This is a genomic window from Limnohabitans sp. 63ED37-2, assembly GCF_001412535.1.
Taxonomy (GTDB): Bacteria; Pseudomonadota; Gammaproteobacteria; order Burkholderiales; family Burkholderiaceae_C; genus Limnohabitans_A.
On record NZ_CP011774.1, the window covers coordinates 1,885,843 to 1,905,142 of the forward strand.

18 protein-coding genes are annotated in these 19,300 nt (G+C 60.7%); 10 read left to right on the forward strand and 8 right to left on the reverse strand.

Annotated features, from left to right (window positions below):
* The first annotated feature begins 52 nt into the window (after nt 1-52).
* The 6 genes from L63ED372_RS08905 to L63ED372_RS08930 all read left to right on the forward strand — a co-directional run bounded on the left by L63ED372_RS08905 (nt 53) and on the right by L63ED372_RS08930 (nt 6,841).
* Entirely contained in the window at nt 53-1,984 is a 1,932-nt protein-coding gene (locus tag L63ED372_RS08905) for a methyl-accepting chemotaxis protein (protein ID WP_062405412.1), read from the forward strand.
* Nucleotides 1,985-2,147: 163 nt separating this feature from the next.
* The gene (locus tag L63ED372_RS08910; RefSeq protein ID WP_062405414.1) at nt 2,148-3,332 is read left to right on the forward strand and encodes an ABC transporter substrate-binding protein; all 1,185 of its coding nucleotides are present in this window, start codon (nt 2,148-2,150) and stop codon (nt 3,330-3,332) included.
* Nucleotides 3,333-3,481: 149 nt separating this feature from the next.
* Entirely contained in the window at nt 3,482-4,345 is an 864-nt protein-coding gene (locus tag L63ED372_RS08915) for a branched-chain amino acid ABC transporter permease (protein ID WP_062405417.1), read from the forward strand.
* Nucleotides 4,346-4,358: 13 nt separating this feature from the next.
* Nucleotides 4,359-5,366 (forward strand): branched-chain amino acid ABC transporter permease, encoded by a 1,008-nt coding sequence (locus tag L63ED372_RS08920; RefSeq protein WP_062405418.1) that lies wholly within the window; start codon nt 4,359-4,361, stop codon nt 5,364-5,366.
* Nucleotides 5,359-6,126: an ABC transporter ATP-binding protein gene (locus L63ED372_RS08925; RefSeq protein ID WP_062405420.1), complete on the forward strand. Its 768-nt coding sequence runs from the start codon at nt 5,359-5,361 to the stop codon at nt 6,124-6,126. The genes L63ED372_RS08920 and L63ED372_RS08925 overlap by 8 nt, the downstream gene beginning before the upstream one ends.
* A gap of 1 nt (nt 6,127) precedes the next feature.
* Nucleotides 6,128-6,841, forward strand: coding sequence for an ABC transporter ATP-binding protein (locus tag L63ED372_RS08930; RefSeq protein ID WP_062405422.1), 714 nt, complete (start codon nt 6,128-6,130; stop codon nt 6,839-6,841).
* A 5-nt stretch (nt 6,842-6,846) separates the two neighbouring features.
* Here the strand turns inward: L63ED372_RS08930 and L63ED372_RS08935 are convergent, their stop codons facing one another.
* Entirely contained in the window at nt 6,847-7,617 is a 771-nt protein-coding gene (locus L63ED372_RS08935) for an IclR family transcriptional regulator domain-containing protein (RefSeq protein ID WP_062405425.1), read from the reverse strand.
* A gap of 189 nt (nt 7,618-7,806) precedes the next feature.
* On the opposite strand from L63ED372_RS08935, the gene pobA reads away from it, so the two are divergent.
* Nucleotides 7,807-9,000, forward strand: a complete 1,194-nt coding sequence (pobA, locus tag L63ED372_RS08940) for a 4-hydroxybenzoate 3-monooxygenase (protein ID WP_062405427.1) — start codon at nt 7,807-7,809, stop codon at nt 8,998-9,000.
* An 11-nt stretch (nt 9,001-9,011) separates the two neighbouring features.
* On the opposite strand, the gene L63ED372_RS08945 is transcribed toward pobA, so the two are convergent.
* Nucleotides 9,012-9,650, reverse strand: a complete 639-nt coding sequence (locus L63ED372_RS08945) for a DedA family protein (protein ID WP_062405429.1) — start codon at nt 9,648-9,650, stop codon at nt 9,012-9,014.
* A gap of 52 nt (nt 9,651-9,702) precedes the next feature.
* Between L63ED372_RS08945 and mutL the strand changes: the two genes are divergently transcribed.
* The 3 genes from mutL (at nt 9,703) to miaA (ending at nt 14,324) form a co-directional block, all read left to right on the forward strand.
* Complete coding sequence (gene mutL / locus L63ED372_RS08950; protein ID WP_062405430.1) at nt 9,703-11,706, forward strand: DNA mismatch repair endonuclease MutL; 2,004 nt, start codon at nt 9,703-9,705, stop codon at nt 11,704-11,706.
* Nucleotides 11,707-12,115: 409 nt separating this feature from the next.
* Entirely contained in the window at nt 12,116-13,330 is a 1,215-nt protein-coding gene (locus L63ED372_RS08955) for an MFS transporter (protein WP_062405432.1), read from the forward strand.
* 10 nt (nt 13,331-13,340) lie between these two features.
* Nucleotides 13,341-14,324, forward strand: a complete 984-nt coding sequence (miaA, locus tag L63ED372_RS08960) for a tRNA (adenosine(37)-N6)-dimethylallyltransferase MiaA (protein WP_062405434.1) — start codon at nt 13,341-13,343, stop codon at nt 14,322-14,324.
* Here miaA and arfB read toward each other — a convergent pair.
* Genes arfB through L63ED372_RS08990 form a run of 6 tightly spaced genes read right to left on the reverse strand, consistent with a single transcriptional unit; the run spans nt 14,321 to nt 19,282 of the window.
* Complete coding sequence (gene arfB, locus L63ED372_RS08965) at nt 14,321-14,728, reverse strand: alternative ribosome rescue aminoacyl-tRNA hydrolase ArfB (RefSeq protein WP_062405436.1); 408 nt, start codon at nt 14,726-14,728, stop codon at nt 14,321-14,323. The genes miaA and arfB overlap by 4 nt on opposite strands.
* Nucleotides 14,729-14,773: 45 nt before the next feature.
* Nucleotides 14,774-15,325 carry a DUF1178 family protein gene (locus L63ED372_RS08970; RefSeq protein WP_062405438.1) on the reverse strand — a complete coding sequence of 184 codons (552 nt, stop codon included), beginning with the start codon at nt 15,323-15,325 and terminating at the stop codon, nt 14,774-14,776.
* The gene (locus L63ED372_RS08975) at nt 15,322-15,918 is read right to left on the reverse strand and encodes an NUDIX domain-containing protein (RefSeq protein ID WP_062405440.1); all 597 of its coding nucleotides are present in this window, start codon (nt 15,916-15,918) and stop codon (nt 15,322-15,324) included. The genes L63ED372_RS08970 and L63ED372_RS08975 overlap by 4 nt, the downstream gene beginning before the upstream one ends.
* A 28-nt stretch (nt 15,919-15,946) precedes the next feature.
* Nucleotides 15,947-16,249, reverse strand: a complete 303-nt coding sequence (locus tag L63ED372_RS08980; protein WP_062405442.1) for a DUF2818 family protein — start codon at nt 16,247-16,249, stop codon at nt 15,947-15,949.
* Nucleotides 16,250-16,267: 18 nt separating this feature from the next.
* The gene (gene nuoN, locus L63ED372_RS08985) at nt 16,268-17,755 is read right to left on the reverse strand and encodes an NADH-quinone oxidoreductase subunit NuoN (protein WP_062405444.1); all 1,488 of its coding nucleotides are present in this window, start codon (nt 17,753-17,755) and stop codon (nt 16,268-16,270) included.
* A gap of 51 nt (nt 17,756-17,806) precedes the next feature.
* A complete protein-coding gene (locus tag L63ED372_RS08990) occupies nt 17,807-19,282 on the reverse strand; it encodes an NADH-quinone oxidoreductase subunit M (protein ID WP_062405445.1) in 1,476 nt (491 codons plus the stop codon).
* Nucleotides 19,283-19,300: the final 18 nt, after the last annotated feature.

The following is a 19,300-nucleotide window of genomic DNA, read 5'->3' on the forward strand; positions in this document are numbered from 1 at the left end:
ACCCAGGCGATTTGCGCAGATTCAGCGCAAATCGCTTTACCAAATTACCGACATGTTCAAACAATTTTCTTCCCTGGGCATCGCTCTGAAAATCATGGTGGCCCCGGCCATCATTTCTTGTCTATTGCTGATTTTCGGTTTGTACAGCCACTGGAACATGTCAGTGACACAAAGCCAAATTGAAGAACTCAACCAGGCCACACAAGCGGAGCGCTCTGCACAAGAGCTGCAGTCCATCATCCACCAAACACATGCCTCGGTGTACCGCAGTTTTTCGATGATTGCGATGAAGCAACCGGACCAGGCCAAAGAATTGATGACCCAACGCCTGCAGGCGGTGGACGAGATGATCCGGATGTATGACGCCGATGAAGAGCTCAAAAAAGACATTCAGATCGAGCCCGTCAAGACCTATTTCACGAACGCCGCCGAAGCTTTTGACGCTGCCCTGTCCGACCCCAATCTGGGTGCGATGATGATGCAATCTGCAGACGACAGCTACGACAAAACCATCACGATGCTGCAAGGTGTCACGTCGGTCAGCCGCATCAAGGCCAACAACGCCAACGACCAATTTCTCCAGAACCTCGAATTCATGAAGCGCACCCAATCCTTGGTGCTTTTGGTGGCTGTGGCTTTGGGTTTGTTTGTGGCTTATCTGGCGGGCAAACGCATTGCAAAGCCCTTGCTCTTGATGAAGGAAAAGCTGGTCGAAATTGCCAATACCGGACGCTTTGAGCAGCGCATTGCGGTCATGTCCAGAGACGAAGTAGGCCAGACGGCTGAAGCGGCCAATGCGCTCATGGGCAACCTGCAAAGCAGTTTCCAGTCGGTCAACTCAGCCCTCAAAGGTTTAGCGGCTGGCGAGTTTGAAGCTAAGATCGACACCCGCTTGCAGGGTGACCTAGGCGACATGATGCTGGCGGTTCAATCCACGGTCGAAAGCGTTCGTAACACCATGAACGGTTTGGACCAGATGATGAGCGCCATGAGCCACGGCAATTTTTCTGGCGACATGGACATTCAGGCGCAGGGCGCTTACAAACGCACAGCCAACCAGGCCCAAACCACCATTGTGGCCTTGCGAGATATGCTGGGCGATGTCGGCCGCGTGCTGGACAAGATGGCCAGTGGCGACCTGACAGCCCGAGTCACCGCCCAAGGCGAAGGCGATCTGGCCAAACTCAAAACCAACATCAATAGCACCCTGGAGTCTTTGTCCAAGGCATTTGGTTTGATCCATCACAACGCCCGTCAAGTGGCGGCTGCGGCTTCTCAGTCCAGCCAAGCGATTGGACAAATTTCTGATGGAGCTCAAAATCAAACGCATGCCATCTCTCAAGTTTCGGCAGCGGTTCGACAAACCGCTGAGTCGGTGTCTGATGTCTCTCAGAACACGGAAATCGCCAGTCAAAAGTCGCGTCAATCCGTCACCGTCTTGCGCGATGGTTTGGCCAAAATTGAAAAGATGGTTGAAGTGGTCAACAACATCGCCAGCAATTCGGAAAAGATCAACAAGATCACGGACGTGATTGAAAAGATTGCGAACAAAACCAATCTTTTGTCCCTGAATGCAGCCATCGAAGCCGCCCGTGCTGGCGAACATGGCAAAGGCTTTGCTGTTGTGGCGGACGAGGTGGGCAAACTGGCGGTCAGCAGCGCAGAAAGTTCCAAAGAAATTGCCGCCTTGGTTCAGCAAGCCGTACTCGACACCGTCAAAGCCGTATCAGCGGTCAAAGAGGTCAGCCATGACATGAGCCAGATCGAACTGGGCACACAAGAAACCGATCAGATGTTGATGCGCATTTCTCAGGCATTGGAAGAGCAGAATAACGCCGTGCGCGAAATCAATCAGAACTTGACGAACTTGGACGGCATCTCACGCAGCAATTCCGCCGCCTCAGAAGAAATCACCGCCACGGTGATGGAGTTGTCCAAACTGGCCGATGCAACCCGCCATCAGGCCGAACGCTTCACGGTCTGAGTGAATCAGGAAGCCGTCTAAAACCCACCCTCGCGGTGGGTTTTTTGTGGGCGAAACGCCAAAACCCCATGATTTCCCCTAGGAAAACACATTGCGGACTGACCCATAATCAGAAGAGAAGTTTGTACAAGCACGGGCACTGCCCTTCAGACCGGAGAGACACATGACATCACGACGTTCAGTTTTGACCCAAGGCGCAGCCTTATTGGGTGCCACATCCAGCGGCCTGTTGGTCCCCCAAAGCGCTCTGGCCCAGTCCGGCAAGATCCGTGTGGGCCTGATGCTGCCCTACACCGGCACTTTTGCCCAACTGGGCGTGGCCATTGAGAACGGCGTGCGCATGGCGATCAACGAGCAAGGCGGCAAGTTGGGTGGTCGTGAAATCGAATGGTTCAAGGTGGACGACGAATCCGAGCCCTCCAAAGCCATCGAAAACGCCAACAAGTTGGTCCAACGCGACAAGGTCGATGTGCTGATCGGCACCGTGCACTCGGGTGTACAAATGGGTATTCACCGTGTGGCCCGCGAAAGCGGCGTCATCAACCTGATCCCCAACGCGGGCGTTCACATCGCCACCCGCGCCCAGTGCGCCCCCAACGTGTTCCGCACCAGCTTCTCCAACAGCCAGCCCACCATGGCGCTGGGCGAGGCCATGGTCAAGCGCGGCCACAAAAAGGCGGTCTGGATCACCTGGAAATATGCGGCCGGCGACGAAGCCTTTGAGGGCTTCAAAGAGAGCTACACCAAAGCGGGCGGCACCATCATCAAGGAACTGGGCCTGCCCTTCCCCAACGTTGAATTCCAGGCGCTGCTGACCGAAATCGCTGCGCTCAAGCCTGACGCTGTGGCTTGCTTCTTTGCTGGTGGCGGCGCGGCCAAATTCTTGCGCGACTACGCCGCTGCGGGCCTCAAGGGCAAAATTCCTTTGTATGGCTCGGGTTTCCTGACCGAAGGCGTGCTGGACGCCGCAGGCCCCGCCGCAGACGGCGTTTTGACCACCTTGCACTATGGTGATGGCATCGAGACCAAGCGCAACAAGGAGTTCCGCCTCAATTACGCCAAAACCTTCAAGATGCAACCCGACGTGTATGCCGTGCAAGGCTACGACACCGGCTTGTTGCTGGTGCAAGGCGCCAACGCCGTCAAGGGCGATGTGAGCCAAAAAGCCGCCATGATCAAGGCCATGGAAGTGGCCGTGATCGACAGCCCACGCGGGAAATGGACCATGAGCAAGTCGCACAACCCGGTGCAAGACATCTACCTGCGCGAAGTCTCGAACAAAGAGAACAAAGTGATTGGCGTGGCCGCCAAGGCATTGGCCGATTCTGGCGCGGGTTGCCGCATGTAAACGGCAGGCGTGGGCAGTTGGGGCATTCCCCACGGCCATCCGTTTGCCAGCCGTGCCACGGCGGATCTCGGTCCGCCGTTTTTAATGGCGCTCTCCCTGAAGGGCTTGGGGCCTGCGGCTACCCTCCTCCATTCCAAGTGTGATACCCGATGGACTTTGTGAATTTCTTGATCCAGCTGCTCAACAGCGTCCAGTACGGGCTGCTGCTGTTCATGTTGGCAGCGGGCCTGACGCTGATTTTCGGCATCATGGGCGTGGTGAATTTGGCGCACGGCAGCTTTTACATGCTGGGGGCTTACCTGGCTTGGTCTTTGGCTGCGCAGCTGGGCAGCTTCACACTGGCCATCATCGTGGGCACTGCCTTGTCGGTGGCCTTTGGCCTGCTCATTGAGCGCTTGCTGTTTCGCCACTTCTACCACCGTGACCACTTGGACCAGGTGCTGCTCACGTTCGGTTTGATTTACGTGTTTGAAGAGCTGCGCTCCATGATTTGGGGCGACGATGTGCACGGCCTGCCCGTGCCCGAGTTGTTGGCCGCGTCCATCCCCCTCACCGAAAACCTGTCTTACCCGGTGTACCGCCTGTTCATGTCGGGCGTGTGCCTGGTGCTGGCGCTGGGTCTGTATTTGCTGATTTCCAAAACCCGTTTGGGTATGAAGATCCGTGCCGGAGCCTTCAACCGCGAGATGACCGAATCGCTGGGTGTGAACATCAAGCTCATCCACTCGGTGGTGTTCGCTTTGGGCATTGGCCTGGCCTCGATCGCGGGCATGATCGCCGCGCCTGTGTCCAGCGTCTACCCCAATATGGGCTCACAGGTCTTGATCATGTGCTTTGTGGTGGTGGTCATTGGCGGCATCGGCTCGGTGCGCGGCGCTTTGATCGCCGCCTTGCTGGTGGGCCTGGTCGACACCTTTGGCAAGGTGCTGCTGCCCCAGGCCTCGGGCATGCTGGTGTATGTGCTGATGGCCTTGGTGCTGCTGTACAAACCCGAAGGCCTGTTCAAGCAATGAAAAAGACATCCACATGAGCACGCCCCAAATTCACCTTGAAACCCTGCCGCGCAGCATCCAGCTGCTGATGGTGCTGGGCTTTTTGGCGCTCGCCGCCTTCCCTTTTGTCGGAACCGACTTCTACACGGCCATGGTCGTGCGCATGATGATTTTGGCCATCTTCGCCATGAGCCTTGATTTGCTTCAAGGCGTCACGGGCCTCGTGTCGCTGGGCCATGCCGCTTACTTTGGCTTGGCGGGTTATGTGTTGGCTTTTGTCACGCCGCAAAACGAGCCCATCAGCCTGTACACCAGCTTGCCGCTGGCTGTGGGTGGGTCCGCGCTGGCGGCTTTGGTCATCGGCTTTTTGGTGGTGCGCACGCACGGCATCTACTTCATCATGGTGACCATGGCCTTTGCGCAGATGATTTTTTACATCTTCTTTGACAACAAGGCGCTGGGCGGCTCGGACGGTTTGTTCCTGAACTTCCGCCCCGATGCGGGCATCATCGACCTGGAAAACAAACGCGTGTTTTATTACTTCACGCTGGGCTGTTTGCTGGTGGTGTATGTGTTCTTGCGCCGCCTGCTCTGGAGCCCCTTTGGCCGGGCGCTGTCGGGCATCCGCGTCAACGAGCACCGCATGCGGGCGCTGGGCTTTAACACCTTCAGCCACAAGTTGGCGGCCTTCACACTGGCGGGTGCCTTGGCGGGCCTGGCGGGTTATTTGTTCGCGGCGCAAACCGGTTTTGTGAACCCCGAGCTGATGGGCTTTCACCTCAGTGCACACGCCATCATGATGGTGATTTTGGGCGGCATGGGCAATTTTGCGGGGGCCATTGTGGGCGCCTTCAGCTTTGAGTATTTGCTGCATGTGTTCAAAGACTTGCCCGAGGTGGGCAGCTTCAAAACCGGCAAACACTGGCAGATGTGGATGGGCCTGTTCATCGTGGCGCTGATCATCTTTGCGCCCAAAGGCATTTTGGGCCTGATCAACCGGGCTTTGGGCAGCAAAACGGCCAAGGAGGCGGGTCATGACTGATCGTCAAGTCTTGCTGTCCGCCCGTGGCTTGACCAAGCGCTTTGGCGGCTTGGCGGCTGTGAACGACGTTTCGCTGGATTTGTGGCTCGGCCAGATTCACGCGGTGATTGGCCCCAACGGCGCGGGCAAGTCCACGCTGGCCAACCTGATCTCGGGCGATTTGCCCCCCACCAGCGGCAGCATCACCTTGGGCGAACACCCCATCACCGGCTGGACGCCTGAAAAAATCTCGCGCCACGGCTTGGGGCGCAGCTACCAAAAAACCAACATCTTCACCACCTTCACCGTGTGGGACAACGTGCGCTTGGCCGCGCAGTCGCGTGTGCAGCCCTCGCCCTTCAACCCATTGGGTTGGTTGCAGGCTGCGGCCCGAATGCAAGCCGTGAATGCTCGGGCCGAGCGTGCGATGGAACTGGCGGGGCTGCAAGACCGCCGCCACGCTCAAGCCGGGGCCACCAGCCACGGCGAGCAGCGCCAGCTCGAAATCGCCATGACCTTGGCCACCGAGCCCCGCGTGCTGCTGCTCGACGAGCCGCTGGCGGGCATGGGCCAAGCCGAGGCCGAGCGCATGGTGCAGCTGCTGTTGCGCCTCAAAAAAGAACACGCCATCTTGCTGGTGGAGCACGACATGGACGCCGTGTTCACCCTGGCCGACCACCTCACGGTCATGGTCAACGGGCAAGTGATTGCAAGCGACACGCCTGCTGCTGTGCGTGCCGATACCGGTGTGCAGGCCGCTTACCTGGGCGAGGAACATTGAGATGAGCGACTTGTTGATCCAGGCCCAAGACCTGAACACCTATTACGGCGCGAGCCACATCCTGCGTGGCGTGAACTTTTCTGTCGGCCGAAGCGAGACGATTGGCCTCATGGGCCGCAACGGCATGGGCAAAAGCACCCTGCTCAAAACCCTCATGGGCATCGTGCCGCCGCGCACAGGCACGGTGGACATCAAGGGCCAACGCATGAATGGCCGCCCCACGTTTGAAGTGGCACAACTGGGCATCGCCTACGTGCCCGAAGGCCGGGGTATTTTCGGCAACCTGAGCGTGGTGGAAAACCTGCAAATGGCGGCCCGCCCGGGCACCCAGGGCCAACGCGAGTGGACCTATGAGCGCGTGCTCGAGACCTTCCCGCGCCTCAAAGAACGCCTGGGCCACGGCGGCCAGCAACTGTCGGGCGGCGAGCAGCAAATGCTCACCATCGGCCGGGCGCTCATGACCAACCCCGACGTGCTGATCTTGGACGAAGCCACCGAAGGCCTGGCCCCGCTGATCGCCCGCGACATCTGGCGCATCTGCAGCCTCATCAAAGACAGTGGCATCAGCTCCATCATCGTCGACAAGAACTGGAAACACGTCACCCAGATCACCGACCGCAACATCATCTTGGTCAAAGGTCAGGTGGTTTTCGAAGGCTCGTCACAAATCCTGTTGAATGACCCGAGCGTGCTGGAGCAGCATTTGGGCGTTTGATCGGCTCACAACAAAGGCCGCAACTCCCGCGCTGCCTCCAACAAGAGCGGCAGCCATTGGCGCTGCACGGCGGCGTCACTCAACTGCTCGGCGGTGCCCACCACATTGAGCGCGGCCAGCGTGCGGCCCTGCATGTTGCGCAGCGGCACCGCCAGCGCATGGATGCCCAGCTCGTGGCCATCGCGGGCAAGGCAGTGGTCCGCTTGCCGCACCTGCTCGATCAAGGCTTTGAAACGGGTGGCATTGACCTCGGTTTGTGGCGTGATGCGGGCCAGCTCGCGGCCCTTGAGCCAAGCAGCGAATTCGGCCTTGGGCAAGCTGGCCAGCAACACCCGCCCGGTGGAGGTGGCATGCGCGGGCAAGCGGGCACCCAGATGCAGGCCGTAGGCCAAGTGCCGCACAGGCTCGGCCACACCTGCGCTGCGGGCCACGATGACACATTCGTCCCCATCCCGCACCACCGCGCTGAAGGCCGCTTGGGTTTGTGCCGCCAAGCGGTTGAGCGTGGGCTGCAAGGTGCGCGGCAGGCGCGAAGTGGCCATGTAGCTGCCCGCCAAACGCAGCACCCGGGCCGATAGCCAGTAATGCGAGCCGTCGGTGTCCAGATAGCCCAGATCCGCCAGGGTGAGCAAATGCCGCCGCGCCGCCGCCCGTGTGATGCCCGTGCGCTGCGCGGCCAGCGTGGCGTTCAGGCGTTGGCGCTCGGTGTCAAAAGCCTCGAGCACGGCCAGCCCTTTGGCCAGACCTTCGATGTAATCTGCTTTGGCAATCGCCATGGGGCTGCTTTCTGAGTTGGGCTCTTGAAGAATTGACCTGATTGCTCAGGTTTGACTTGGGTCATTTTGCGCGATCATCGCACAAATTCATCTTTCATCGTACAAACTTCATCACCGCAGCCCGACACCCACATGCCCACCTCTTAAGCTTGCCAACATTGCATTGACCGACTTCAGGAGACACCCATTATGAGCACCACCCGCACCCAAGTGGCCATTGTTGGCGCAGGCCCTTCTGGCTTGCTGCTGGGCCAATTGCTGTTCAAAGCGGGCATCGACGCCATCATCGTCGAGCGCCAAAGCCCCGACTACGTGCTCTCGCGCATCCGGGCGGGTGTGTTGGAGCAAGTGACCATGGACCTGCTGGATGAAGCGGGTGTGGGCCAGCGCATGCACAAAGAAGGTTTGGTGCACACGGGCTTTGACCTGTTGTTCAAAGGCGCACGCCACCGCATCGACATGGACCACCTCACAGGCGGCAAAAAAGTCATTGTGTATGGCCAAACCGAAGTCACCCGCGACCTGATGGACACCCGCCAAGCCGAAGGTCTGCCCACGGTCTACGAAGCAGGTAACGTGCAGGTGCACGACTTTGACAGCCAAAAACCCCGCGTGACCTACGAGAAAAATGGCCAACTGCACACCATCGAGTGCGACTTCATCGCAGGCTGCGACGGCTTTCATGGTGTGTGCCGCGCCAGTGCCCCCAAAAACGCGATCAAAGAATACGAGAAGGTTTACCCCTTCGGCTGGCTGGGCGTGTTGTCTGACACACCGCCCGTGCACCACGAGCTGATTTACGCCAACAGCACCCGCGGCTTTGCCTTGTGCTCACAGCGCAGCGCCACGCGCAGCCGCTACTACCTGCAGGTGCCCACCACCGACAAGGTCGAGCAGTGGTCGGACGACGCTTTCTGGGCCGAGTTGCGCAACCGTCTGGACCCCGAAGCCCGCGAACATTTGGTGACGGGCCCGAGCATTGAAAAAAGCATCGCCCCACTGCGCAGCTTTGTGACCGAGCCGATGCGCTTTGGCCGCATGTTCTTGGCGGGCGACGCCGCGCACATCGTGCCGCCCACGGGCGCCAAAGGCCTGAACCTGGCCGCCACCGACGTCAAGTACCTGTCCACCGCATTCATCGAGTTTTATGCCGACCAAACCGAGGCGGGCATCGACGCGTATTCAGAGCGCTGCCTGCGCCGCGTTTGGCGTGCAGAGCGGTTCAGCTGGTGGTTCACCAGTTTGATGCACCATTTCCCAGAAAACGGCGACATCGGCCAGAAGTTCCAAGATGCAGAACTCGACTACCTGATCCACAGCGAAGCCGGCTCACGCACCATGGCAGAAAACTATGTGGGCTTGCCGCTGAATTTTGGCGAGTGAGTTCGCGAGCCTCAGGCCGCTTGACGAGCCTTCCACGCCCCGAACATGGCGATCAGGCCCGGCACGATGATCAAGGCCCAGATGATTTTGGACAGGTGTTGCTGCACGATGGGCAGGTTGCCAAACAGGTAACCCACCAGCGTCAGGCCCACCACCCAGATGAAACCACCCACCACGTTGAACAGGGTGAACTTGCTGCGTGTCATCTCGGCCACACCCGCCACAAAGGGCACAAAGGTCCGGATAAATGGCATGAACCTGGCCAAGATGATGGTGATGCCGCCGTATTTTTCGTAAAACGCATGGGCCTGGTCAAAGCCCCTTCGGCTGAAAAATCGGGACTCTTCCCACTGGAACACCCGGGGGCCAAAGTAACGCCCGATCGTGTAGTTGGTCTGGTCGCCCAAAATGGCCGCAGCCAGCAACAAACCCATGACCAGTGGCAGGTTCATCAAGCCCGCCCCGCACATGGCACCCACGATGAAGAGCAGTGAGTCGCCCGGCAAAAACGGCATGACCACCACGCCGGTTTCCACAAAGATGATGAGAAACAGCAGCGCATACACCCAGGCCCCGTGCTGTGCCACAAAGGCCTCCAGATAACGGTCAACGTGGAGGATGAAATCAATGAGTTGCAAAAGAATGTCCATCCCCCGATTATCCCCGCCCCAAGCACCCCAGCTCAGCCCCTAAAATCGGGCAGTGAGCTTTGAAAAAACCCCGGCCCCCGCGCGCCGCCCCATCCGCGAACTCCCCGATGAACTGATCAGCCAGATCGCCGCAGGCGAGGTGGTGGAGCGCCCCGCCTCTGTCGTGCGCGAGTTGGTGGACAACGCCATGGACGCGGGCGCACGCAGCATCACGCTGCGCCTGATGGGCGGCGGCACACGGCTGATTTCGGTGGAAGACGACGGCGGCGGCATTGCCCCAGACGAGCTGGCCACGGCCCTCAAGCGCCACGCCACCAGCAAGATCGGCAACCTGGATGAGCTCGAGTCGGTCATGACCATGGGCTTTCGGGGTGAGGCACTCGCCGCCATCAACTCGGTGTCCGAACTCACCCTGCTCTCGCGCATGGACGGCCAGGCCAACGCTTTTGCGCTGGACGGCCGCACCGGAGAAATTCGCCCCGCCGCCCGCGCCGTGGGCACCACGGTGGAGGTGAAAGAACTGTTTTTCTCGACGCCAGCCCGCCGCAAATTTTTGAAAAGCGACAGCACCGAGCTGGCGCACTGCATTGAAGCTGTGCGCCGCCACGCCTTGGCCCGCCCCGATGTGGGTTTTGCCATCTGGCACGAAGGCAAGCTGGTCGAACAGTGGCGCGTGCACCCCGGCGCTGCAGGCCTGGAACAACGACTGGCCGATGTGCTGGGCGAGGAGTTCGTGGCGCAATCTATCGCGGTGGAATACAACGCCGGGCCGCTCAAAGTGATGGGCCGCGCAGGGCTCCCCGACGCCGCCCGCTCTCGGCCCGACCACCAATTTGCTTATGTGAACGGCCGTTTTGTGCGCGACAAAGTGGTCATGCACGGCGCCCGCAGCGCTTACGAAGACGTGCTGCACGGCCACAAGCAACCCGCCTACGCCTTGTTCATGCAGATCGACCCGACGCTGGTTGATGTGAACGTGCACCCCACCAAGATCGAGGTGCGCTTCAGGGACAGCCGCGCCGTACACCAAACGGTGCGCCACGCACTCGAAAACGCCTTGGCCGCGCCCCGGTCGCATAACTTGTCTGATGATGCTGCGAACAGCGCCAACGAATTGGCGCTGAAAAACGGCACTGCCCCCAAAGCCTTGCCCGAATCGGCCGCATGGACCCAGGGCGGCATGGCGTTTGATCGCCCGGGCCCGTCCAGCTTCAGCGCCCCTGCCTACAAACCCGCCGATTTTTTGCGCCCCCGTGCCGATGGTGACCGCGCCATGGCAGACCTCAAGGCGCTGTGGAACCCACCCGAGCGCAACGAAGACCTGAGCGCACAAGAGCGCCCTGCGCCCGCTTGGCCAGAAGCTGCCCGCCAGCCCACGGCGCCCGCCGAAGCACCTGCCGAAACAAGGGCCAGCCCCACCGCCACATGGCCTGAGCCCGCCCGTTTGCCAGAAGGCGATTGGCCGCTGGGCCGCGCCATTGCGCAGTTGCACGGTGTCTACATCCTGGCCGAAAACAAACAAGGTCTGGTGGTGGTGGACATGCACGCCGCCCACGAGCGCATCGTTTACGAGCGCCTGAAAAACCAGCTCAACGCTGCCGATGGCGAAGGTCCCCGCATCACCAGCCAACCCCTGCTGATCCCGGCCACCTTTGCCGCCACCCCAACCGAAGTGGCCACCGCCGAGGCTTGCGCCGAGGCGTTGGAGCAACTCGGCTTGGAAATCTCACCCCTGTCGGCCAAAACCCTTGCTGTTCGTGCCGTGCCCACCAGCCTGGCCCAAGGCGATGCGGTGGAACTGGCCCGCAGCGTGCTGGCCGAGTTGGCCCAACACGATGCCAGCACGGTGGTGCAACGTGCCCAAAACGAGATCCTGGCGACCATGGCCTGTCACGGCGCGGTGCGTGCGAACCGCCGACTGACCCTGGACGAGATGAACGGCTTGCTGCGTCAAATGGAAGAGACCGAACGCTCCGACCAGTGCAACCACGGTCGCCCTACCTGGCGTCAGATGACGATGCGGGATCTGGATGCGCTGTTTTTGCGGGGTCGGTGATGTCAGGGCAAACTGTCACTCGAGCTCTTTGGTGCCTTGAATCCGAGCCAGGTGAGCCCGCCGCGCGGTCTCGCTCATACTCGCTTCGCTCGCCAAATCGCGAGCTCCGCGCGGCGGGCTCCCCTGGCTCTGCCTCTGTGGTGAAGCGCTCTAAAACACTGGCAACTTTGAATAACCACCCAGCGCTGGGCGGGGCCGGTGTGCGGACTGCCCGATTTGGCGAGCGAAGCGAGTATGAGGGCAGCCGTACACCGGCCTCGCCCAGCGCGTTCCTCGAAGTAACCCGCAGAAACGCAGAGCCTCCGTCGGGGGGCAGTGCCCGGACCGCCCGATTTGGCGAGCGAAGCGAGTATGAGGGCGGCCGGGCACTGCCACCCGACGCAGGCTCGGATTAAAGCGAAATAACAGCATGTCGCCCAAACTCATCGTCCTGCTCCTGGCCCTGCTGCTCGGACTGCAACCCGTCACCACCGACCTGTATCTGCCCGCCCTGCCCGCCATCACCGAAGGCTTCGGGGCGAGCATGGGTCAGGCCCAACTCACCCTCACGGCCCTGCTGCTCGCCTTTGGCCTGTCCCAACTGGTCTGGGGCCCACTGTCGGACCGCTTTGGCCGCAAACCCATCTTGTTGTGGGGCATGGGCGCTTATGTGCTGGCCTCGATCGCCTGCGCCTTTGCGCCCAACATGACCTGGCTGGTGGCAGGCCGCGCCCTGCAAGGCGTGGCCATGGGTGCGGGTGTCATGGCCGCACGCGCCGTGGTGCGCGACCTGTATGCCCCGGCTCAAGGGGCCACGGTCATGTCACAAGCCCTCACGGGCTTGGGCATCATCGCCTGCACCTGTGCGCCCATTGGCGGCATCTTGACCGATGCTTTGGGCTGGCGGGTGGCCCTGTTGATGCTGGCCGTGTTTGGGTCCATCACCTTCGGCCTGCTGCTGTGGCGCTTTGAGGAAACCCTGGCCCGACCCAACCCGCACGCCCTGCACTTGCGCAGCCTGCTGCGGGCCAACTGGTTCATCTTGCGCCACCCCACCTTCCGCGCCTGGAACGCGCTGTCCACCGGCTCCTACATGGGCTTGTTCACGTTTTTGGCCTGTTCGGCTTTTGTCTTCACGCGCAGCATGGACTACAGCAAAACAGCCTACGGTTTTTTCATGCTCAGCATGTCGCTGTCCTACATCGTGGGCACCTTCTGGTGCCGTTGGATGCTGCGCCGCACCAGCGTGCACCGCGCGGTGGCCGTGGCGGCCATCTTGACCTTGTCGGGCGGCATCAGCATGGCCGCTCTGGCCTATGCAGGCCAAGGCCAGGACTGGTACGGCGCGGCCAGCGTCATGGGGCCGGTTTACCTCTTCATGCTGGGCCACGGCGTGCACCAGTCCTGTGGGCAAAGCGGCGCGGTCGCGCCCTTCCCCGAGAAGGCCGGGACGGCCTCGGCACTCAACGGCTTTTTGATGATGCTGGGTGCATTTTTCATGGGCAGCTGGCTGGGCACACAAATGCACGAGCCGGTCTTTGCGCTGGCCCACGGCCTGTTGCTGTGGAGCGTGGTCATTGCCCTGGTGGCCTGGACCCTGGTGCAGCGCCACGGACGCGCAGCGCCCCTGCCCGCCCGCGCCTAAATTGCCCGCCATGAACACCCCAGCATCCACCCCCGCCAGCGCCCAGCCCAACCGACCGGTCGATGCCATTGCGCTGGTCGGCCCCACGGCCAGCGGCAAGACGGCGGCGGCCTTGGCTTTGGCGCAGCAGTTACAAAGCCAAGGCGGTGCAGAAATCATCAGCATCGACTCGGCCTTGGTTTACCGGGGCATGGACATTGGCACCGCCAAACCCAGCCGCGAAGAGCTGGCCGCCGTGCCCCACCACCTGATCGACACGCTGGACCCCCTGCAAAGCTACAGCGCTGCCGAATTTTCCAAAGACGCCACCCGGCTCATCCACGACATCCGCGCCCGCGGCAAAACCCCGCTGCTGGTGGGCGGCACCATGCTGTACCTCAAGGCGCTGCTCGAAGGTCTGAACGACATCCCTGCCGCCAACCCCGAGATCCGCGCCCAAATACAAGAAGAAGCCGAGCGCATCGGCTGGCCCGCCTTGCACGCGCGGCTGGCCCAAGTCGACCCGCAGACGGCCGCCCGCCTGGCCCCCGGCGACAGCCAACGCATTGGCCGGGCCCTGGAAGTCTGGACCGCCACGGGCCAAACCCTCACATCCTTTCACCAAAGCGCCAAAGCCCAGGCCCCCGACTGGCACATCCCGGTCATCAATCTGGAGCCCACCGATCGCGCATGGCTGCACCAACGCATCGCCCTGCGCTTTGAGCAGATGATGGCCGCTGGCTTTATGGACGAAGTCAAAGCCCTGCGTGCACGCGGCGACCTACACCCCGACCTGCCATCCATGCGCTGCGTGGGTTACCGCCAGGCTTGGGAAGGGCTCGATAGCCACTGGCCCGAAGCAGACATCTTGGAGCGCGGCATCTTTGCCACGCGCCAACTGGCCAAGCGGCAAATCACCTGGCTGCGCAGCATGCCCGATCGCGTGGTGGTGGCGGCCGATGCGCCCGATGCCCTGCAGCAAGTCCTGCAGGCCGCCGCAACCCACTGGCGCTAATCACCGGTGTCTTTGCGCCGACCGCTTTTGATCTTGGCCTGCATCGCCTTGCCCTCCAACCGCCTTTGCACCGAGCCATAGGTGGGCTTGGTGGCCTTGCGGGGTTTGGGGGGCTTGGCGTACAGGTCCAAGGTTTCGTAAAGCCTGGCCCAAGCGTCCACCCGGTTGGCCTCTTGTGTGCGGTGTTTTTGCGCTTTCAGAATGAAAACACCCTCCAAGGTCAGGCGGCTGTCGCCCGACTGAAGCCACCGCTGCTTCACGTCGTCGGGCAAGGCGGAGCCCGCCACATCAAAGCGCAGCTGAATCGCGCTGGAGACCTTGTTGACGTTTTGCCCGCCCGGGCCTTGCGCCCGAATGGCACTGAGCTCGACTTCGGCGTCGTCGATGTGCAGGGCGTGTTTCATGGTGGTGGCCTGTGGGTGCCCGGTTGCGGTCAAAGGCCACAGTGCTTACTGCAGCGGGCCCTTGAGGTTTTCGGGCACGGGCAAAGGCATGACATCGATGCCTTCGTCGATCAAGGCCTCGGTTTCTTCTCGTGTAGCCTGGCCCCGGATGTTGCGCTCCTCGCGCTCACCGTAGTGGATTTTGCGGGCCTCTTCGGCGAATTGTGTGCCCACATCTTCGGTGTTGGCCATGACGTGGCGCACCATTTTCACCATGGCCGCTTGCAGCTGCTGCAAAGTGTCGGGCGCCACATCGGGCAAGGTGGGTGCTGAGGAGGGCACCTCCACAGCACGAGCCGAAGGTGTACCACCAAGGCCGCCAACACCCGCACCCGCACCCGCACCTGTGGCTGGAGCGCCCTGCGCCGGGGTCGGGTCTGGGGCTGCGCCGTAACCCAAATTCAGGCGCGGCGCCGAGAGCTTTTTGGTGATGTCGCTGTCATTGCAGACCGGGCAGGTGACCAAGCCCTGCGCACGCTGGGTGTCGTAGTCGGCCTGGGAGCCAAACCAGCCTTCGAAGCTGTGGCCCAGGGCGCATTGCAGGTCCAGGACTTTCATGGGGTGGGTGTGCAGAGGGTTTGCCAGTGCAGTGGCCACTGGCCCGATTGCACATTTTGCAACCAAAGCAGACCCGTCAAGGTTTTGGCATCGGTCAACAGCCCCTGCTGGCAAGCAGCCATCAGCTCGGCTGGGCTGGCGGTGAACACATCCAAAAACTCATCGGTGTCCAGCTGACGCTCGCCCAAAGACAGGTCTTTGGCAAACCAGATTTCAATCACCTCGGTCGAATACGCAATCACCGGGTGCAGCACCCCCGCGCGTGCCCACTGCCGGGCTGTGTAGCCGGTTTCTTCGAGCAGCTCGCGCTGGGCGCAGAGCCACGGGTCTTCTCCCGGGTCGAGCTTGCCAGCCGGGAACTCGGTCATCACCAGCCCGACGGGGTAACGGAACTGCCGCTCCATCACCAAGCGCAAACCGTCGGGTGTGTCGAGCATGGGGATGACCATCACCGCTCCAGGGTGCACCACGTATTCGCGGGTCGCCAGGTTTTGGTTGGGCAAGCGCACGGTGTCGCGAAAAGCGTGCAGGAATCGCCCGCGCAAGAGCTCTTCTTGGTTGACCCGGTGTTCGATCAGGTGATCGTCAGACATGCAAACCCGTGTGAGTGCGGCACCGCGCTCAGTGTTTGCGGTGCATCAGGTAGCGGTAAACAAAACCCGGAAAAGCCAGCGTGACGAACATGGTGCCCGTGACCGCATAAAACTCCCAGCCCTGTGGCGCGACTTGGCCGCCATGGTTTTCCATCGCGAGGCCCACACCACCCACCACAAAATACAACACCACCAACTCCATCAAGCGCCAAACCAAAGGCTTGGACACACGCTGGGGCCCCAGCAGCAAGATGCGCTGGTTGAAAAACGGCATGTTCGCGGCCACCAAGGCCAGCAAGATCAACAAACCGATTTGGGTGGAGGTGCTCATGGTGCGGTGTTGAATCGATCAGGCCGCCAGCATACGCACAATCGAATCGGCACACAAAGCCATGAGTGCGCCGGGGAAAATGCCCAGCAACAAAACCAGCAAACCGTTGGTGGACAAGACCAAACGCACATCGAGCGAGGCCGACACGGTGGTGGCGGTGACCGGCTCGTCAAAGTACATGACTTTGACCACACGCAGGTAATAGAAGGCACCGATCAGCGACATGATGACCGCGAAAATGGCCAAACCGATATAGAAGCCCTGCCCAGAAGCCACCAAAGACTGCAGCACCGACAGCTTGGCATAGAAGCCCACCATGGGCGGAATACCGGCCATGGAGAACAGGCAAATGGCCATCACGCCCGCGTACAAGGGGCTGCGCTGGTTCAGACCGGCCAAGTCGGTGATCTCTTCGCTCTCAAAGCCCTGGCGGGCCAGCAGCATGATCACGCCGAAAGCGGCCAAGGTGGTCAACACGTACGACACCATGTAGAACATGGCCGAGCTGTAGGCGTTGGCGGCCAAAGTGGTCTCGCCATTGATCACGCCCGCCACAAAACCCAGCAGCACAAAACCCATTTGAGAGATGGTCGAATAAGCCAGCATGCGCTTGAGGTTGGTCTGGGCAATCGCCGCCAGGTTACCCATCAGCAAGGAGCCAATCGCCAACAAGGCCAACATTTGCTGCCAGTCAAACGCCAGGGGCAACAGGCCCTCGACCAGCAAACGCACAAGAATAGCAAAAGCCGCCAACTTGGGAGCGCCACCAATCATCAAGGTGGCCGCAGTGGGGGCGCCTTGGTAGACGTCGGGAATCCACATGTGAAATGGCACAGCGCCGATCTTGAAGGCCAGACCGGCCACGATGAAGACCAAACCGAACACCAGCACCTGGTGGTTCACCTGACCCGAAGCGATGGCCTTGAGCACGGCCGACAACTCCAGGCTGCCGGTCGCGCCGTACATCATGGACATGCCGTACAGCAAGAAGCCCGAGGCCATGGCGCCCAGCACAAAGTACTTCATGGCCGCTTCACTGGCTTGGGTATGGTCGCGGCGCAGGGCCACGAGCGCGTAGCTTGACAGGGTCAACAGCTCCAGGCCCAAATAGATCACGATGAAGTTCTGGCCCGAGATCATCATGCTCATGCCGAGCAAGGCAAATAAGCTGAGGCTGAAAATCTCACCGCCACGCAACATGTCGCGGTCAGCGGCATAGGGGCGTGAATAGACGAGGGTCACCATCACCGCGATGGTGGCAAAGCACTTGAGCCAGTGGCCCATCGGGTCGCTGACCACCATGCGGCCAAAGCCGTACAGGGTCTGGCCCGCATCGGCATACACCGCGTGCAACAAAGCCACACCGCCCAGAGACACCAAGGTCAGCACATAAGTGGCCGTGCGCTTGGTGCTTTTCACGAAGAGGTCGGCCAGCGTCACCACGCAGGCCATGACCAGCAACACGATCTCCGGATACATCGTCATCCAGCTGGAGTTGTCCATCATCTGTGTTCTCTCAATTGTTCTATTCAGGCGAAACGTTCAGGCCCCGGCCGCTCAAGGCAGCTTGGACACGGCCACGTGCTTGAGCAAGTCCATCACCGAAGCATCCATCACGTCGGTGAAAGGTTTGGGGTAAATGCCCATGTAGAGCACGGCCACAGCCAGCAGACTGAGCATCAGGAATTCACGGGCGTTGATGTCGACCAGTCCTTTGACGTCCTCATTGGTCACCGGGCCGAGGTAGACGCGCTTGAACATCCACAAGGTGTAGGCCGCGCCAAAGATCAGGGCCGAAGCGGCCAGCAAGCCGATCCAGAAGTTGGCCTTCACAGCGCCCAAAATCACCATCCACTCGCCCACAAAGCCAGCGGTGCCAGGCAAGCCCGCATTGGCCATGGCAAAGAGCAAGGCAAAGGCAGCGAATTTGGGCATGGTGTTGACCACACCGCCGTAACTGGCGATCTCACGCGAGTGCACCCGGTCGTACAAAACGCCGATGCACAGGAACATGGCGGCCGAGACAAAACCGTGGGCAATCATCTGCACGATGGCGCCGGATACGCCCAGCGGGTTGAAGATGAAAAAGCCCAAAGTCACAAAACCCATGTGCGCCACCGAAGAATAAGCCACCAGCTTCTTCATGTCCTGCTGGACCATGGCGACCAAGCCCACATAGATCACGGCCACCAAGGACAACACAATGATCAACATGCCCCATTCGCGGGCCGCATCAGGGGCGATGGGCATCGAAAAACGCAGGAAGCCATAAGCACCCAGCTTGAGCATGATGGCCGCCAGCACCGCCGAGCCGCCTGTGGGCGCTTCAACGTGGACGTCGGGCAACCAGGTGTGCACCGGCCACATGGGCACCTTCACGGCAAAAGCCGCAAAGAAGGCAAAGAACAACAAGGTCTGCACCGAGCCCGACAGGGGCAGCTTGTGCCAGGTCAAGATGTCGAAGCTGCCGCCCGAAGTCACGTACAAGTAGATCAATGCGATCAGCATCAACAAGGAGCCGAGCAAGGTGTAGAGGAAAAACTTGAAGGCGGCGTAAATCTTGTTCGGTCCACCCCAGATACCAATGATCAGGTACATCGGGATCAGGGTTGCTTCAAAGAAGACATAAAACAAGATGCCGTCGAGCGCACTGAACACACCAATCATCAGACCCGACAGGATCAGGAAGGCGGCCATGTACTGGTTGACTTTGCGGGTGATGACTTCCCAGCCCGCAATGACCACCACCACGTTGATGAAGGCCGTCAGTGGCACCAGCCACAGCGAGATGCCGTCCACACCCAGGTGGTAGTGCACATTGAAGCGCTCGAACCACATGGCTTTTTCGACAAACTGCATGGCCGAAGAGCCGAGCTGAAAGCCCGAAATCAGTGGCAGCGTGACCAAGAAACTGGCGATCGCACCGACGAGGGCCAACCAGCGCACAGCGCCCGCTTGGCTGTCGCGACCAAAGGCCAGCAAGACGACACCGAACGCAATCGGCATCCAGATGGCAAGGCTTAACAATCCCATTTTTATCTCGTCCTCAAA

Excerpts from the sequence above, each read along its gene's own strand:
- pobA (WP_062405427.1), top strand. The coding sequence starts at position 7,807 with ATGAGCACCACCCGCACCCAAGTGGCCATTGTTGGCGCAGGCCCTTCT.
- L63ED372_RS08975 (WP_062405440.1), bottom strand. The coding sequence starts at position 15,918 with ATGTCTGACGATCACCTGATCGAACACCGGGTCAACCAAGAAGAGCTC.
- L63ED372_RS08920 (WP_062405418.1), top strand. The coding sequence starts at position 4,359 with ATGAGCACGCCCCAAATTCACCTTGAAACCCTGCCGCGCAGCATCCAG.
- L63ED372_RS08970 (WP_062405438.1), bottom strand. The coding sequence starts at position 15,325 with ATGAAAGTCCTGGACCTGCAATGCGCCCTGGGCCACAGCTTCGAAGGC.
- L63ED372_RS08945 (WP_062405429.1), bottom strand. The coding sequence starts at position 9,650 with ATGGACATTCTTTTGCAACTCATTGATTTCATCCTCCACGTTGACCGT.
- L63ED372_RS08935 (WP_062405425.1), bottom strand. The coding sequence starts at position 7,617 with ATGGCGATTGCCAAAGCAGATTACATCGAAGGTCTGGCCAAAGGGCTG.
- nuoN (WP_062405444.1), bottom strand. The coding sequence starts at position 17,755 with ATGATGGACAACTCCAGCTGGATGACGATGTATCCGGAGATCGTGTTG.
- L63ED372_RS08905 (WP_062405412.1), top strand. The coding sequence starts at position 53 with ATGTTCAAACAATTTTCTTCCCTGGGCATCGCTCTGAAAATCATGGTG.
- L63ED372_RS08990 (WP_062405445.1), bottom strand. The coding sequence starts at position 19,282 with ATGGGATTGTTAAGCCTTGCCATCTGGATGCCGATTGCGTTCGGTGTC.
- L63ED372_RS08980 (WP_062405442.1), bottom strand. The coding sequence starts at position 16,249 with ATGAGCACCTCCACCCAAATCGGTTTGTTGATCTTGCTGGCCTTGGTG.
- L63ED372_RS08910 (WP_062405414.1), top strand. The coding sequence starts at position 2,148 with ATGACATCACGACGTTCAGTTTTGACCCAAGGCGCAGCCTTATTGGGT.
- L63ED372_RS08915 (WP_062405417.1), top strand. The coding sequence starts at position 3,482 with ATGGACTTTGTGAATTTCTTGATCCAGCTGCTCAACAGCGTCCAGTAC.
- L63ED372_RS08955 (WP_062405432.1), top strand. The coding sequence starts at position 12,116 with ATGTCGCCCAAACTCATCGTCCTGCTCCTGGCCCTGCTGCTCGGACTG.
- L63ED372_RS08930 (WP_062405422.1), top strand. The coding sequence starts at position 6,128 with ATGAGCGACTTGTTGATCCAGGCCCAAGACCTGAACACCTATTACGGC.
- L63ED372_RS08925 (WP_062405420.1), top strand. The coding sequence starts at position 5,359 with ATGACTGATCGTCAAGTCTTGCTGTCCGCCCGTGGCTTGACCAAGCGC.
- arfB (WP_062405436.1), bottom strand. The coding sequence starts at position 14,728 with ATGAAACACGCCCTGCACATCGACGACGCCGAAGTCGAGCTCAGTGCC.
- miaA (WP_062405434.1), top strand. The coding sequence starts at position 13,341 with ATGAACACCCCAGCATCCACCCCCGCCAGCGCCCAGCCCAACCGACCG.